The sequence below is a fragment of the Reichenbachiella sp. 5M10 genome (assembly GCF_002742335.1).
Classification (GTDB): Bacteria; Bacteroidota; Bacteroidia; order Cytophagales; family Cyclobacteriaceae; genus Reichenbachiella.
The window spans coordinates 3,094,452-3,109,784 of sequence record NZ_MDGR01000007.1; the positions used below are offsets into that span (position 1 = coordinate 3,094,452).

A 15,333-nucleotide genomic window follows, 5' to 3' on the forward strand; every position below is an offset into this window, starting at 1 on the left:
CAGCAAAGTTGAAAATAAAATCAATGTAATCAAGACATAGAGTTTAAAATAGGTACCATAATTGTTTTGGCATTTCAAAGTACATTTGCACAGGATCACTCAGATGGAGAAAAAAAGTCATGTAGAAGGCGGAATACTGCTACACGGGATTGCACGCATAGTTGTGTGGATTCCCGTAATGATATTCAGTACGTTTTTGGTGGCATTTGCCTTTTTTCAAGTTCCCAAAATCCAAACCAAATTCATCAATTCGGTCATCCATCAAATCTCTTCGAATACCAGTTTCGAGATAGAAGTGGGCCACATCAACCTCACGTGGTATGACAAAATGCTCGTAAAAGATCTCCGAATCTACGAAAAAGAAACCGACAGCACGCTCATCGCTGCTCAAGAAGCCCGAATCAACATCAGCCTACTTGACCTAATTCTAAAACGAACACTTCATGCCGAAACTCTAGAACTAACGACCCCAAGCGTACACTTGATCAAAAAAGGAGATTCATCCATGGTCAACATTTCTCAGTTTGTCTATGAACTACGTACATTCCTAAAAAAGGAAAATCAAGGTGCTAAACCACTGGCCGTATACCTAGAACGAGTAGAAATCAACAATGGCAACTTTTCGTTCAATGACATGAGGCAGGACAGCACAAAGCAAGGCAAAGACGTCTATCACCTGCAATTCAAAGATATCCTCTCTACGCTGAGCAATTTCACCATAACCAACGACACCCTCAACCTTGAGATAGACCGAATGCGAGCTAGTGATCCGGCTGACCATTTCAATATTAAGTCTTTTTTTGGCAAACTGCGTCTCTCCCAACAAGACCTCAGCATCTACGAATTTCTACTCAAAACCGATAAAAGTCAAGTCGGAGATTCGCTTCATTTTGCCTACAGCAAGCCTTCCAACTTCTCGTATTTCGCAGATAGTATTGAGTTCTACGGAAATTTTCAAAGATCAAAAATCGGTCTAGAAGAACTCTGGCTACTCAACCCCAAAATCCCGGAAATCCATGAAGTCATCAGCCTATCAGGAAACATACATGGCAAGGTAGGCCGTCTCAAAGGAGAAGATCTTGACATACGTTTTGGAGAACGTTCTCACCTAAGAGGTGAAGCCAGTTTCTACGGCCTACCTATCATCAAGGAGACATTCATGGATATCGACCTCAAAAATTCGGTCATCGTACCCTCAGATATCAGTCGCTATCTCAACGACGAAACCAAACAAAAAATGAATACACTTGGAGTCACTCAGCTAGATGGTAGTTTCATGGGCTTCACATCAGATTTTGTAGCTAGAGGCAATTTCTACTCTGAAGCGGGTCATATCAACACCGATCTCAACTTCAAAATCAACCCAGACAAAATCCCTACCTACTCAGGGGAATTGGCTTTTGATGATTTTGATCTGAAAGCACTGTCTCCAGGCTCTACCTATCTTGGAAAAATCACCATGAACGGGAACATCGAAGGTTTAGGTTTTGAAAAAGAAAATGCCAATTTCACACTTCAAGCGAATATCGACTCGGTCGAGATCAGACAATACAACTACCAAAACATCACCACTTTCGGCTACTTCGAAGATCAGATTTTCAAAGGAAAACTAACCATCACAGACCCAAACCTAGCCTTTAGGGGAGACATGGATATCGATCTTCACCAGGATGTCAATAAGATTGACATTACTGCAAAGTTGGATTCCATACACCTTCATAAATTAGGTCTCACCACAGAACCGCTAACACTTGGCTCGCGGATAGACATAGACATGAAGGGCCTCAAGACAGACGATCTCAAAGGATTCATCAACCTCTACGACAACCACATTTATTACCGCCACAAACCGCTGCAAATCGACTCTATCAAGTTTCTATCCACGGCCATTGGAGACAATCGAATCATGCACATCGAAACCGATGGCCTAACGGGACGAATAACAGGTCAATACAAAAACAGCAGCTTATTTTTAGCCGCCAACAATTTCGCCAAAGAACTCTGGATGTACTCCAATCCTGACAGCTTGCAAATGAACCAGTACTACAAGGAAAAGTCAGCAACACCCTTGGATTCTTTTGAAGCAGACATCACTCTCAACCTCTGGGATCTCAACCGCTTTGTCACTCCTTTTTTTCCTGATTTCTACCTCTCGCCTAACGTACGAGTAGATGGTACTTTCACACAAAACTCAACAACCATACTAAGTCTTTTCACAGAGATTGATACGCTCAGCATACAAGACAACTACCTATCCTACAATGAAATAGACCTAAACATATCAAAAGAAACCTACGAACGAGATGTCCTCGCCTCCATCTATGTAGAAAGTAAAAAACAAAAATGGATAGACAAGTATGAGTCGCAAAACCTCATTCTAGACGCAGTTTGGTATGAGCAGAACATGGAATTGTACTTCAATATCGATCAAAACGAATACAACAACAGCTTTCAAATAAACTCAAACATAGAGTTTCGAGGCAGTGAAATTTATGGTCAACTCCAGCCTTCAAAAATAAAAATCCTCAATCAACCATGGCAATGGGCAGAAGACAATCACATTGTATACAAAGACAATGAATGGAGTTTTTCGAATCTTCAAATCCACAACAACAAAGAATCAATCCAAATCAATGGCGACTACTCCTATGATCCAAACAAGCAGCTCAACATCGCAGTAAACCAATTCAGCTTTGTCAACCTACAGTCTCTTTTCCAAACTGAGATTCAGGGCACACTTGACGGTATTGTAAAAATAAAACGACTAGAAGAGGAAAACCTCATAGAAAGTGACCTCTCTGCCACAGACATCATGATCGAAGATTTCCTTGTCGGGAATATTTATGGTGTTTCTCGATGGGAAAACCAAAACAAACGGCTCTCGGTAGATTTTCATTTGATTCGAAATGAAGACAAAAAAATTGGGATCACAGGTTACATCCTCCCATACAACAGTCAAAACCAGCTCAATCTCGATGCAGAATTTGAGAACACCAACATGAAAATCCTAGCACCGGTTTTCCAAAACAGTGTAGAAGACATCAGTGGATTTGCTGATGCAAAACTCAAGATCAAGGGTAGTCTAGGCCATCCTGAAATATATGGAGACGGACGTATATATGATGGAGCTGCTACTATCACTTACCTCAACACACACTACAAAGTAAATGGTGGAGTCACATTCGACAAAAATAAACTGCAATTGAAACAAGTAGAACTCAAAGACAATGAAAACAACCTGGCTTACCTCACGGGAGACCTGACCTTTGATGGACTCAAAAAACTCGATCTCAATGTCACAGGCACATTCAAAAACTTCAAATTACTCAACACCACGGCAGTAGACAACAATGCCTACTATGGTACGGCACACGGCACTGGACGAATTCATTTTGGAGGAAACAAAGACAACATCATCATCAATGCAAGTGCCAAAACCAACAAGGGTACGCGCATAGCCATCCCAGTCAGCAAGGCCTCCAGTTATGACATTGAACAACAGGAATATATAGAATTTGTCGATCTGACTGACGAAAAAGTCGTCGAGTCCATAGAAAATGTAATGGAAAGAGAAGCCGAAAAAATCAAAGGCGTTCAATTACAGTTTGATATAGAGATGACCACTGATGCCTATGTAGAACTCATCTTTGATATCAAATCTGGTGATATCATCCGAGGCAGAGGGGATGGCAATATTGTGCTGCAAATCAACTCAGATGGAGATTTCAACATGTTTGGCGATTTTGAGATTGATGACGGAGGGTACAATTTCACATTATACAACATCATCAACAAAGAGTTTGACATCAACAAAGGAAGCACCATCGCATGGTACGGCGACCCTTATGAAGCTCAACTCAACATCAAGGCCCGGTACAGACAGCTGGCCTCTCTATCTCCTCTCTTGGCTCCTTATCTGGACGAAGAGCAAATCAACACACCCGAAGCGCGAAAAAAATACCCTTCCATTGTCAACCTAAAACTAACTGGAGACCTACTCTCTCCTCAGATCAAGTTTGGTATAGACATAGAAGACTACCCCGACCACATCTCAATCGTCTCCGAAACCAACTCTACCAATCAAAACTTAGAATCCATCATCAGTGCATTCAAGGCCAAACTCGCAAGCAACGAACAAGAAATGAATCGTCAGGTTTTCAGCTTGTTGATACTAAGAAAGTTCTCCCCTGAAAATAGCTTTGAAGTCAACTCATCATCTATCGGCAGTAGTTTGAGCGAATTCGTTTCCAATCAGCTCAGCTACTGGGCGACTCAAGTAGACGAGAATTTAGAAATAGATGTGGACTTAGCAGGACTGGATAACGATGCCTTCAACACCTTCCAACTCCGGCTCTCTTACACCTTTTTGGATGGGCGCCTTAGAGTCACTCGAGGCGGTGGGTTGCCCAATGAAGAAACTAAAAATGACATGTCAGTCATCATTGGAGACTGGACAGTCGAATACCTCTTGACTTCAGATGGCCGTTTGAGAGCTAAAATGTACAGTCGATCCGACCAAAACGACATCAACAGTACTACAGGTTCTAACGGGATAGAAACTGGCTTCAGTCTCCAGTATGTCCGTAGTTTCGACGAGCTCAATCAAATACTTGTTGATTCTCGAAACAAAAACAGAAATGACAAACCCAAAGAAAAATCCCCCACTCCCCAGGGAGAAGCAATCAAAGAAGAAGACGAATTATTATAAGTAAATTGTATGATATAAGACAAACCCTAACCCCATAATCATGCAGCTCAATAAATTCATGAAAACGTATGCAGAAGAGGTCAACGGAAATTTTTCTGAATACGATCCTTCCCGCTCTGTCATCGTTATCCCATTAGCCAACGATCGATTCCAAGCTGTAGTAGCCGCAATGGATGCCAATGAACAAATCATAACCCTCTCCTCCAAAGTGTGCATCGCTGATGAAAAGATCAAATTCAAAGACTTGTTAGAACAGAATCACGCTACTACCTACGGCAAATTTGTGATCGACAATGGTTTCCTCAAAATAGAGTCTAAACACAAAATATCCGAAACCTCAAATGACACCTTCAAAACCATACTTCAAGAAATCGCCAACCTCGCAGATACATGGGAGATGAACTTGACAGGAATGGATATTTTCTAAGTAGGGTAATGGTCTATCCATCCATATATGACTACATTTGTATCAATAGGTCGCCTTATCGTTCCGATTGTATCGGAAAGGAAAGTCCGGGCAACATAGAGCATCGTACTTCCTAACGGGAAGCTTTTGGCGAGAGCCAGGGGAGATAGTGCAACAGAAAGAATACCGCCTATCTATCAAGGCAACTTGACAGATAGGTAAGGGTGAAATGGTGGAGTAAGAGCCCACCGGTCATGCAGTGATGCAGGACGCATTGTAAACCTTACGAGTTGAAAGATCAAATAGGTCCTGTAGAAGCTGCTCGCTTCGTTCTCCTCGGAGTAAACAGGATGGGTAGATCGTTAGATTGTGTCAGCAATGGCAGAGCTAGATAAATGATAAGGGTCTCGATTCGTCGAGATACAGAACCCGGCTTATAGACCTATTTTTATTATACTTACATTATGGCAAAGAGGATTTTGATCATTGACGATGAAAAAAGCATTCGTCACACTCTCAAAGAAATTTTAGAATACGAGAACTACGAAGTAGACGAAGCAGAAAACGGACTACAGGCATTGAAGATTCTCACCGAATCAGAATATGACGCGGCACTTTGTGATATCAAAATGCCTGAAATGGATGGCATAGAACTGCTCGAAAAAGCAAAAGAGCTAGACCATGTGCCTCAGTTTATTATGATCTCTGCTCACGGAACCATAGAAACTGCCGTAGAAGCGACAAAAAAAGGAGCCTACGACTTCATCCAAAAGCCACCAGATCTCAATAGGCTATTGCTCACGATCAAAAATGCGCTTGACAAATCCAATCTCATCCAAGAGACCAAAACCCTGCGTAAAAAAGTATCCGGATCGATGCAAATCGTAGGAGAGTCCCTTGCTCTCAGTGAAATCCGAGAAACCATAGAGAAAGTAGCACCGACAGAAGCAAGAGTACTCATCACTGGTGCCAACGGAACGGGAAAAGAATTGGTAGCAAATGCCCTTCACAAATACAGTGGCAGGAGCAAAAACCCACTTATAGAGGTCAACTGTGCCGCTATTCCTTCGGAGCTCATCGAAAGTGAGCTATTTGGACATGAAAAAGGCTCCTTTACATCCGCAGTAAAACAACGTATAGGGAAATTCGAACAAGCCGACAAAGGGACACTATTCCTTGATGAGATCGGTGACATGTCTCTCTCTGCTCAAGCCAAAGTACTTCGCGCTTTACAAGAGAACAAAATCACACGAGTGGGAGGAGAAAAAGAGATCAAAGTTAACGTTAGGATACTAGCTGCTACCAACAAAGATCTCAAGAAAGAAATTGCAGAGAATAGATTTCGCGAAGATCTCTATCATAGACTCAGTGTAATTGTCATCAAAGTCCCTTCACTCAAAGAGCGGACAGATGACATCCCGTTGCTTGTCGATAAATTCTTACAAGACATTGCGGACAATCACGGAACCACTGTCAAGGCAATAGACAGCAAAGCCATTCAATTGCTACAAAAAGGAGAATGGACTGGAAACATACGCGAATTGCGTAATGTAGTAGAGCGACTGGTGATCATGAGTGATCAAACCATCACAGAAGAGCATGTAAAAAAATATGCGGATATACAGTAACTGTACATCCGCATCATATCTTCTTTCCCCGAATTGTTTATTTTGACAACTCAGATGTTTCTGTATCCACTTTAGCGTACGTAGGACATGTTCTCTGCGTACACGCACTCATCGCAAAGATTGCTAAGGCCAGTATTAGTGCTTTGATCTTCATATTTTATTCGTTATCAATTACCTGCTACATTTAAAGCTTAAATATATATAAAAAATTACATTATCCTCAAAAGGCTGTTTTCAATTCCCTCCATTACTTGGTTATACCAACGCCTATTCCACCAACAAATTGCACCCCCTAATGTCCGAGTTGTCAATTCTACCCAACACTTCGAAACTCCCATCGGCATGGACACGGCCCAAATCTTTGGTCTCTATAAAGGCACACGAATGAATATTCGCCAAATCAATGATATTGAGACCTCCCGATCGTTCATTTGACACTTGCGAAAATGGATCATTAATATCTCTTACCAACACTCTCATCGTACGAGGCACTTCAAAACGCTTGTCTTCCAGCGAGTAAGCCTGTGACAGCAATTCTGTCATACCATACTCCGAATGGATCGATACAGCTCCAAGTCTCTCACGCATCAAACCATAAAACTGATCTTTGGTCATTTCCTCTCTCCTCCCTTTCATTCCCCCAGTTTCTATTATTGTCAGCCCATTCATTTCTTTTTGAGCACTCTCGCACAAATCAAGCAAAGCATAACCAACCCCAAACAAAAACACTTTTTTAGATTGCCCTAGGGCCTCTAGAACATCTTCTACCAACTGATCCATATCATCGAGATAGTATCCCCCTTGCTGATTGTTCGATAGATGCATGAAACTATCCACCATGGCGATCAACGAAGAATTACCTTGTTCTTGATACGACGGCAGCAAAGCAAAAAAAACTAGTTCTGTCACGTCCCCATAAAAAGACTCAAAAATCCGTCGAGCATTGTCTTCATAAAAAGTCAAATCCTCGACCAAGTGACTACTTCGCGCCATCCCTGTCGTACCGCTACTTAAAAACTCCTTATCGACAGCCCATTCACCAGACTGCACCAAATGGTGCTTGAAAAATTCGATGGGCATAAATGGCACGTCCTCTATCTTTTGCACAGATGTAGCATCCACGCCCAAATGACTCAAATACTGTTGATAACATGGATTGCATGCTGCTTGAAAACGAAACAAATCCATCGCCATTTGATCAAATTGATCTGATTTCAGAGAAGTAAGTCTTTGCTTGAAACTATTTATCAGCTTCATAGGTTTAAAAAAATATCGGTATAGACTAAAATGTAAGCACTCGTTACTAATTTTAGCAAAAGTAAAAGAATAATGATCATAGGGAGTTACAGCGGAAAGATTAAACAAACAGGGTGGCTATGTGTCATCTGTATACTTTCATTGTGCCTTGACTCCTGTACCGAACCTGACCCCTTCCCTGACACGCCCAATATCTCTTTTGAGGATATCACATACTACGAAACGGACGTAGCGACAGACACCTTGACGCTATCCTTCAATTTTGAAGATGGGGATGGAGACCTTGGGCTGAGCTCCGAAGAGATCTACTACCCCTACAATGACCTCTTCTACATCGTAGACTCTGCCATCATCCAAAACGAGGTAATGCGCGACTTTCGCTTTGTAGAGTACAATGACCCCAATGTCTACCCTCCTTTTTACAAAATTGCATTGACTGAATTTGGGGGCAGCTACGTCTTTCATTCGGACACAGATGATCGCCCTAGCTTTAGTTGTGAAGACTATGAGATTGATGAGTTGGACACCCTGTACATTGTCAAAAACGACTTTCGAAACAATATATACGTCAAATTCTTTAGAGACCGTGGCAATGGGTTTGAGGAGTACAACTACAAAGATGCCAATGCCTTCGAGTGTGGGCTTTCGTTTGATGGGCGATTCCCTATATTAGACAAAGACAATATCGGCACTTCACTCCAAGGCACTATCAAGTACAAAATTCAATCAGCATCGTTTCGTGTTGTTTTCAGAAACTACCCCATGAAACTTCAATTCTACATCTACGACAGAGCTCTCAATCCTAGCAACATAGCCGAAACGCCCATATTTACACTAGATGAACTTCTCCAAGGGGGAGATTAATAAATCGCAGGATAATTGACTGGGTCTACCTCGTTCATGATTTCATAAGCCCTATCAAATATTTCCTCCGCATTGGGTTTCGAAAAATAATCCCCATCAGACCCGTAGGCTGGTCTATGCTCTTTGGCTGTAATTGTTCCCGGTTGATTGTCGAGGTATTGATATGCTTTTTGCTCTTCCAATACTTTCTGCAATATATACGCCGAGGCACCACCAGGCACATCTTCATCTGCCACGATCAGGCGGTTGGTCTTCTTGACCGACTCTACGATCATATGATTGACATCAAACGGCAACAAAGTCTGTGCATCGATCACTTCGAGTTCTACCCCGTACTCTGCCAGTTGACTGGCAGCCTCTAGCACTATACGGCACATTGACCCATAGGTCACGACCGTTATATCTCTACCTTCACGCAAGCGTTCGGGTTGACCAATAGCCACACAATATCGGCCAACATTGTCAGGCAGTCTCTCTTTGAGTCGATAGCCATTGAGACTCTCGATGATCAACGCAGCATCATCGGAGCGCAACATAGTATTGTACATCCCAGCCGCTTGTGTCATGTTTCGAGGCACCAAGACGTACACCCCTCGAATAGCATTGATAATCATCCCCATTGGAGATCCTGAATGCCATATCCCCTCAAGACGATGCCCTCTTGTCCGAATGATCAAAGGTGCCCGTTGTCCTCCTTTGGTACGGTAACTCAGTGAGGCCAAATCATCGGATAAAGTCTGTATAGTGTACAACAAATAATCCAAATACTGAATCTCGACAATCGGCCTCAAACCTCTCAGTGCTGCACCGATCCCCTGTCCAATAATAGATGTCTCTCGTATCCCAGTATCTGTGACACGAATCTCTCCATGCTTGTCTTGTAGACCTGCAAAACCTTGGTTCACATCACCTATCTTACCAACATCTTCCCCAATAGCAAACACTCTTGGGTCATTGGTGAGCGCTTCGTCAAAACACGCCTGCATTACCTCACGACCGTCTACTACTTTGGATTTCTCGCTATACACAGGTGCTATTGGCTCCACCCTTAGCGCCGAATATTTTGTCTCACTGTACAGCTCAGAACTGTACTCTTCGTGTCGCTTCTTTTCTATCTCTTTGAGCCAAAAGATCAACATATCTCTACTTTTAGAAGGCTCCTCCCTGACGAGTCGAAGGGCTTTTTTAGATGATCTAGTGACGTCCAACTTATTGACATTGAGCCCTTCCTTGAGTCCCTTAGCGATAGACAGTAATTTATTCTTGGCTCTGCTACGTTGTGCGATCGATTCGATCACACTGACTGCCGTATCAATATCCTTTTGTAGAGACTCTCTGTATTCATTCCAGGCATTGTTTCTTGCATTTTTGGCTATCTCTCGGCATTCATCCTCTATGGCATCAAGCTCCTGATCTGTCGCTACATTCTCCGCTAAGATCCACTCTCGCATCTTCTTGTTGCAGTCATAGGCATGCTCCCAATCCAAACGCTCTTTGGACTTGTATCGCTCATGTGATCCAGAAGTCGAATGCCCCTGTGGCTGAGTAATCTCCACTACATGTACCAAAACAGGTACATGTTCATTTCGGGCAATTTGCTCAGCCTTCTCAAAAGTCTCTCTCAGAGCCATGTAATCCCAACCGTTGACGGTCATGATTTCAATCCCCTTATCTTTGGCATCCCGTTGAAAACCAGCCATTGCCTTAGAAATACTGCTTTTCGTGGTTTGGTACTTATTGGGTACAGAGATGCCGTACTCATCGTCCCACACAGCCATTACCAATGGCACTTGTAGTACTCCTGCACCATTCATGGTTTCGAAAAAGTGTCCCTCGGAAGTCGACGCATTACCAATCGTACCGTATGCCACTTCATTCCCATTGATTGAAAATTTCTCACTTTTGTGCAAAGCTGGATTTTCACGATACAATTTAGAAGCATACGCAAAACCCAACAGGCGTGGAACCTGTGCTGCGGTACAAGACACATCCGAACCTGAGTTCTTCATTTTAGTCAAGTCCTTCCATTCGCCATCTGGCAATATCGTCCGCGTACCAAAGTGTCCGTTCATCATACGTCCAGCGGAAGCGGGCTCGGCATCTACATCCGTATGAGCGTAAAGCTGTGCAAAGAATTGCTGAGAAGTCAACTGACCGATCGCCATCATAAAAGTCTGGTCCCTATAGTAACCCGAGCGAAAATCACCATCGCGAAACACCTTGGCCATCGCGATCTGTGCCAACTCCTTTCCATCCCCGAAAATACCAAACTTGGCCTTCCCCATGAACACTTCCTTTCGGCCGATATAACTAATCTCCCGACTCTCTGAAGCCAGTCTATAATCTTCTAAAATCTCCTGTTTGGTAGGAATGAGGCGTGTGGTTTTTTCAGCTACTTTCACTTTCAAGGGTTTGATCCAAGTAAACGGTTTTGACTAAGGAATGCAAAATTACAAAATCAAGGTCAGCTTTCAAATTGATTTTAATTTGAAACAAAATAATATTATATTTATCAACAACAAAACAAGCAAAACAGAATATAATTTTGCATAATTACCCTATTCATTATTTTTGATCAATCACATTAAAAAATAAAACCTGTAAACGAGACTATTTTTATAAAGGTTGAAATAAAATTCTGAATTACTCAAGCAATAAAAAGACCAAAAATTGTATCATTAGCATTAAACAATCACGAAAATGATAATCGGGGTACCCAAAGAAATCAAAAACAATGAGAATCGTGTCGCACTTACGCCTTCAGGAGCCAAGGAGCTTCTCAAGCATGGACACCAAGTATTCATTCAAGCAACTGCAGGAGACGGCAGTGGTTTTGCAGATGAAGAATACACACAAGTAGGAGCACAAATCCTCCCTACTATCGAAGCAGTCTACGAAACAGCTGAGATGATCATCAAGGTAAAGGAGCCTATAGAGGCCGAGTACCAATTGATTCGTGAAGATCAACTATTGTTCACATACTTCCACTTTGCATCACATGAACCCTTGACCAATGCGATGATCAAAAGCAAATCTATTTGCTTGGCCTATGAGACGGTAGAAAAGAACAGGACCCTTCCTCTACTCGTACCCATGTCAGAAGTAGCTGGTAGGATGTCTATCCAACAAGGAGCCAAGTTTTTAGAAAAGCCACTCAAAGGCCGAGGCATACTACTAGGAGGAGTACCAGGCGTCCGCCCAGCCAAAGTCATGATTTTAGGAGGTGGTGTGGTAGGCACAGAGGCCGCCAAAATGGCCGCAGGGCTTGGTGCAGATGTTACAATCCTAGATCTCAGTCTCGAGAGACTTAGATACCTAGACGATGTAATGCCTGCCAATGTCAAAACGCTGATGTCTAGCGAATACAATATTCGTGAACTCATCAAAGATCATGATCTCATCATCGGCGCAGTGCTTGTCCCTGGTGCCAAAGCTCCAAAACTGATCACCAAAGACATGCTCAAAGACATGAGAGCAGGTACGGTATTGGTCGATGTAGCTATAGATCAAGGAGGCTGTATGGAGACGACCAAACCCACGACGCACCAAGACCCCATCTTCATCATTGATGATGTGGTACACTACAGTGTCGCCAACATGCCAGGTGCTGTACCATACACTTCTACCCTCGCGCTGACCAATGCGACCTTGCCGTATGCGATCCAACTGGCCAACAAAGGATGGAAAGCAGCCTGCAAAGAAAATGCCGAGCTCAAGCCCGGTCTCAATATCATTAGAGGTGAAGTGGTATACAAAGCCGTAGCGGAAGCATTTGATCTACCCTATATTAACGTAGAAAACCACCTCTAACCCGGATACTCAGGGATCTGTTTCAAAAAGGAAGAGATCCCTGTTTCAAAATTTTGTTCACAGCAAAAATGCTGCATTCCATTGGTCACTACAAGATATCTTGCCTTGACTACCGTATTGTACACCGAGGCTTGTTTGAACGTTTCTTCAGTAATCTTCACATAGGATGCCTTACATTCAACAAGCATTTCAGCATTGCCTTCGCCATTATAAGCAATAATATCCGGACGCTTACTCATTCGATTGTATTTTAGACTTGCCTCGACTTTAAGGAGCGATTTAGGATATGACAACTCCTCAACCAAGAAACGCAAGAAATTCTGCCGTACCCACTCTTCAGGGGTGAGTTGAATATATTTTTTACGAAATTCATCCCATATTTCTCTTCCCTCCGAAGATTCTCGTATATTAAAATCGAAAGACGGTAAGTTGAGTTTCTCCATCAGCAATTGCTATCCAATCCAGTACCTACTACATAGTGGCACAATTCAAATTCAATGTTACAACTTTTATCAATTACAGACGCAATAAGAACCTTCAAATGAAAACAAAACAAGAAATCACCGAAAATTGGCTCCCACGATACACTGGTCTTGAGCTGGATGAATTTGCCGATTACATCCTACTAACGAACTTTATCAATTACGTCGAACTATTCGCAGACAAATACGGCGCTGAGATCACAGGAGAAGGTCGCGCCATGCAAACAGCCACCGCCGAAGGCATTACCATTATTAACTTTGGCATGGGTAGTGCAGTGGCAGCTACGATCATGGACTTACTGTCTGCGATCAAACCTAAAGCAGTCCTATTCCTCGGAAAATGTGGGGGACTCAAAAAGAAAACCCAACTCGGAGACCTTATACTCCCTATCGCTGCTATTCGAGGCGAAGGAACCTCTAATGACTACATGCCCATTGAGATTCCCGCACTACCCTCATTCCGCTTGCAACGGGCCGTATCCTCTATGATCAAAAAGCATGAGCTAGACTACTGGACAGGCACTGTATACACCACCAACCGTCGAGTATGGGAGCATGACAGAAAGTTTAAAAAATACTTGAGGCAAATCCGTGCGATGGGCATAGACATGGAAACAGCCACCATCTTCACTGTGGGCTTCATCAATGAAATCCCTCGTGGTGCCTTGTTGTTGGTCTCAGACAACCCGATGACACCAGAAGGAGTCAAAACCGAATCTTCCGACAAAAAAGTCACTGGTTCATTTGTAGAAAGACATCTTCAAATCGGTATAGACTCGCTCTTGGAACTGGCAAACTCTGGAGATTCAGTCAAACACATGCGCTTTGATTAATCTTGGGCATGCCTATGGTAGATCTGGTTTCGCAGCATTCCCGAAAACCAAAGCAATAGAATGCCTATTACAAAATAACAGGCCAACACCAAGGTACTGTCTCGCATTGAGCCAGTCATAGATTCAATAAACCCAAAGGAGAAGGTCCCAAACACAATGGAGAGCTTCTCCACTACATCATAAAAGCTAAAGAAAGACGTATTGTCAATGGAGTTCTCTGGGATCAACTTACTAAAAGTAGATCGAGACATACTTTGAATCCCTCCCATCACTAACCCTACCACTACCGCCAAAGCATAAAACTCCTTGGCTTCCTGCATTTGATAAGCAAACAAGCAGACCCCAACCCATATAACCAACATCATGAGTATGGATATTCCATTGTTGTAGCGTTTGGAAATAGCAGCAAACAAAAATGCTCCAACGATGGCAACCAACTGTATGATGGTAATTGTAATGATAAGTTTACCTGCCTCAAGCCCCAACTCTTTCTCTCCAAAAGAGGCCGCCAAATGCATAACTGCCTGAACTCCCGTACTGTAAAAAAAGAAAGCAAACAAGTACATTTTCATAACAGAAACTCCCCTTACCCAACGAAAAACCTTTACAACCTCAATATTGCCACGCCTCAACCAGCCCGTACCATTTATTGACACTGGGCGATCTTTTGGCAAGTGGTAGAAGCTGTACTGAGCAAACGAAAACCACCAAACTCCTACCATCAAAAAAGACAGGCGCACGGCCGCTGATTTCTCTTCAAAACCAAAACCTTCATAAAACTCAATGATCAAAAAACTAATGAGTAGCAGAATCACACTGCCTACATACCCATACGCATACCCCTTAGCACTGAGTTGGTCATATTGATCCTTACTCGTGATCTCAGGCAAAAAGGCATTATAGAATACCAAACTACCCGAATACCCTATACCTGCCAATACGGACATAATGATCCCATACTCGACATTATTCCCGCGAAACCAGAACAACGAAAAAGTAGCTGCTGACCCCAAGAATGTAAAACACTTGAGAAAAAACAATCGCATCCCTCCAGAATCAGCCACACCTGACAAAAAAGGCGAAATCAAAGCAACTATCAAAAACGCAGCTGAGACCGAATAAGAATACAATACTGTATTGGTCATTTCACTACCAAAAAACAACACGGTTTCTCCTCCAAAAAAACTACGCGTAACCCCATTGAAGTAAATCGGAAAAATCGTCGAAGTAATAACCAGAAGGTAGGTCGAATTGGCCCAATCATACATGCACCAAGCTCGCTTTATTCTTTGTAAGTTTTTCATTATAAAAAAGGCCCCCTCAAATGAGGAGGCCTTAAACTTTA

Annotated in this window: 10 protein-coding genes and 1 other RNA gene; 7 read left to right on the top strand and 4 right to left on the bottom strand. The window is 42.7% G+C overall.

The window, feature by feature from the left end:
• The first annotated feature begins 103 nt into the window (after positions 1-103).
• From BFP72_RS12435 to BFP72_RS12450, 4 genes are all read left to right on the top strand, one after another.
• Positions 104-4,708, top strand: coding sequence for a translocation/assembly module TamB domain-containing protein (locus BFP72_RS12435; protein ID WP_099599446.1), 4,605 nt, complete (start codon positions 104-106; stop codon positions 4,706-4,708).
• Between the two features lie 40 nt (positions 4,709-4,748).
• Complete coding sequence (locus tag BFP72_RS12440; protein WP_099599447.1) at positions 4,749-5,135, top strand: hypothetical protein; 387 nt, start codon at positions 4,749-4,751, stop codon at positions 5,133-5,135.
• A 42-nt stretch (positions 5,136-5,177) separates the two neighbouring features.
• Positions 5,178-5,567, top strand: an RNA gene (rnpB, locus tag BFP72_RS12445) — RNase P RNA component class A.
• Between the two features lie 11 nt (positions 5,568-5,578).
• The gene (locus tag BFP72_RS12450; protein WP_099600777.1) at positions 5,579-6,742 is read left to right on the top strand and encodes a sigma-54 dependent transcriptional regulator; all 1,164 of its coding nucleotides are present in this window, start codon (positions 5,579-5,581) and stop codon (positions 6,740-6,742) included.
• Positions 6,743-7,009: 267 nt separating this feature from the next.
• Here the strand turns inward: BFP72_RS12450 and BFP72_RS12455 are convergent, their stop codons facing one another.
• Positions 7,010-7,999, bottom strand: coding sequence for an acyl transferase (locus BFP72_RS12455; protein WP_099599448.1), 990 nt, complete (start codon positions 7,997-7,999; stop codon positions 7,010-7,012).
• A gap of 72 nt (positions 8,000-8,071) precedes the next feature.
• Between BFP72_RS12455 and BFP72_RS12460 the strand changes: the two genes are divergently transcribed.
• Positions 8,072-8,863 (top strand): hypothetical protein, encoded by a 792-nt coding sequence (locus BFP72_RS12460; protein WP_099599449.1) that lies wholly within the window; start codon positions 8,072-8,074, stop codon positions 8,861-8,863.
• On the opposite strand, the gene BFP72_RS12465 is transcribed toward BFP72_RS12460, so the two are convergent.
• Positions 8,860-11,265: a thiamine pyrophosphate-dependent enzyme gene (locus BFP72_RS12465; protein WP_255397208.1), complete on the bottom strand. Its 2,406-nt coding sequence runs from the start codon at positions 11,263-11,265 to the stop codon at positions 8,860-8,862. The genes BFP72_RS12460 and BFP72_RS12465 overlap by 4 nt on opposite strands.
• A 298-nt stretch (positions 11,266-11,563) precedes the next feature.
• Between BFP72_RS12465 and ald the strand changes: the two genes are divergently transcribed.
• Positions 11,564-12,673 carry an alanine dehydrogenase gene (ald, locus tag BFP72_RS12470; RefSeq protein ID WP_099599450.1) on the top strand — a complete coding sequence of 370 codons (1,110 nt, stop codon included), beginning with the start codon at positions 11,564-11,566 and terminating at the stop codon, positions 12,671-12,673.
• Here ald and BFP72_RS12475 read toward each other — a convergent pair.
• On the bottom strand, positions 12,670-13,116 hold the full coding sequence (locus BFP72_RS12475; protein ID WP_099599451.1) for a type I restriction enzyme HsdR N-terminal domain-containing protein: 447 nt from the start codon (positions 13,114-13,116) through the stop codon (positions 12,670-12,672). The genes ald and BFP72_RS12475 overlap by 4 nt on opposite strands.
• Before the next feature lie 98 nt (positions 13,117-13,214).
• Between BFP72_RS12475 and BFP72_RS12480 the strand changes: the two genes are divergently transcribed.
• A complete protein-coding gene (locus tag BFP72_RS12480; protein ID WP_099599452.1) occupies positions 13,215-13,988 on the top strand; it encodes an AMP nucleosidase in 774 nt (257 codons plus the stop codon).
• Here BFP72_RS12480 and BFP72_RS12485 read toward each other — a convergent pair.
• The gene (locus tag BFP72_RS12485; protein ID WP_255397209.1) at positions 13,985-15,292 is read right to left on the bottom strand and encodes an MFS transporter; all 1,308 of its coding nucleotides are present in this window, start codon (positions 15,290-15,292) and stop codon (positions 13,985-13,987) included. The genes BFP72_RS12480 and BFP72_RS12485 overlap by 4 nt on opposite strands.
• Between the last annotated feature and the right edge of the window lie 41 nt (positions 15,293-15,333).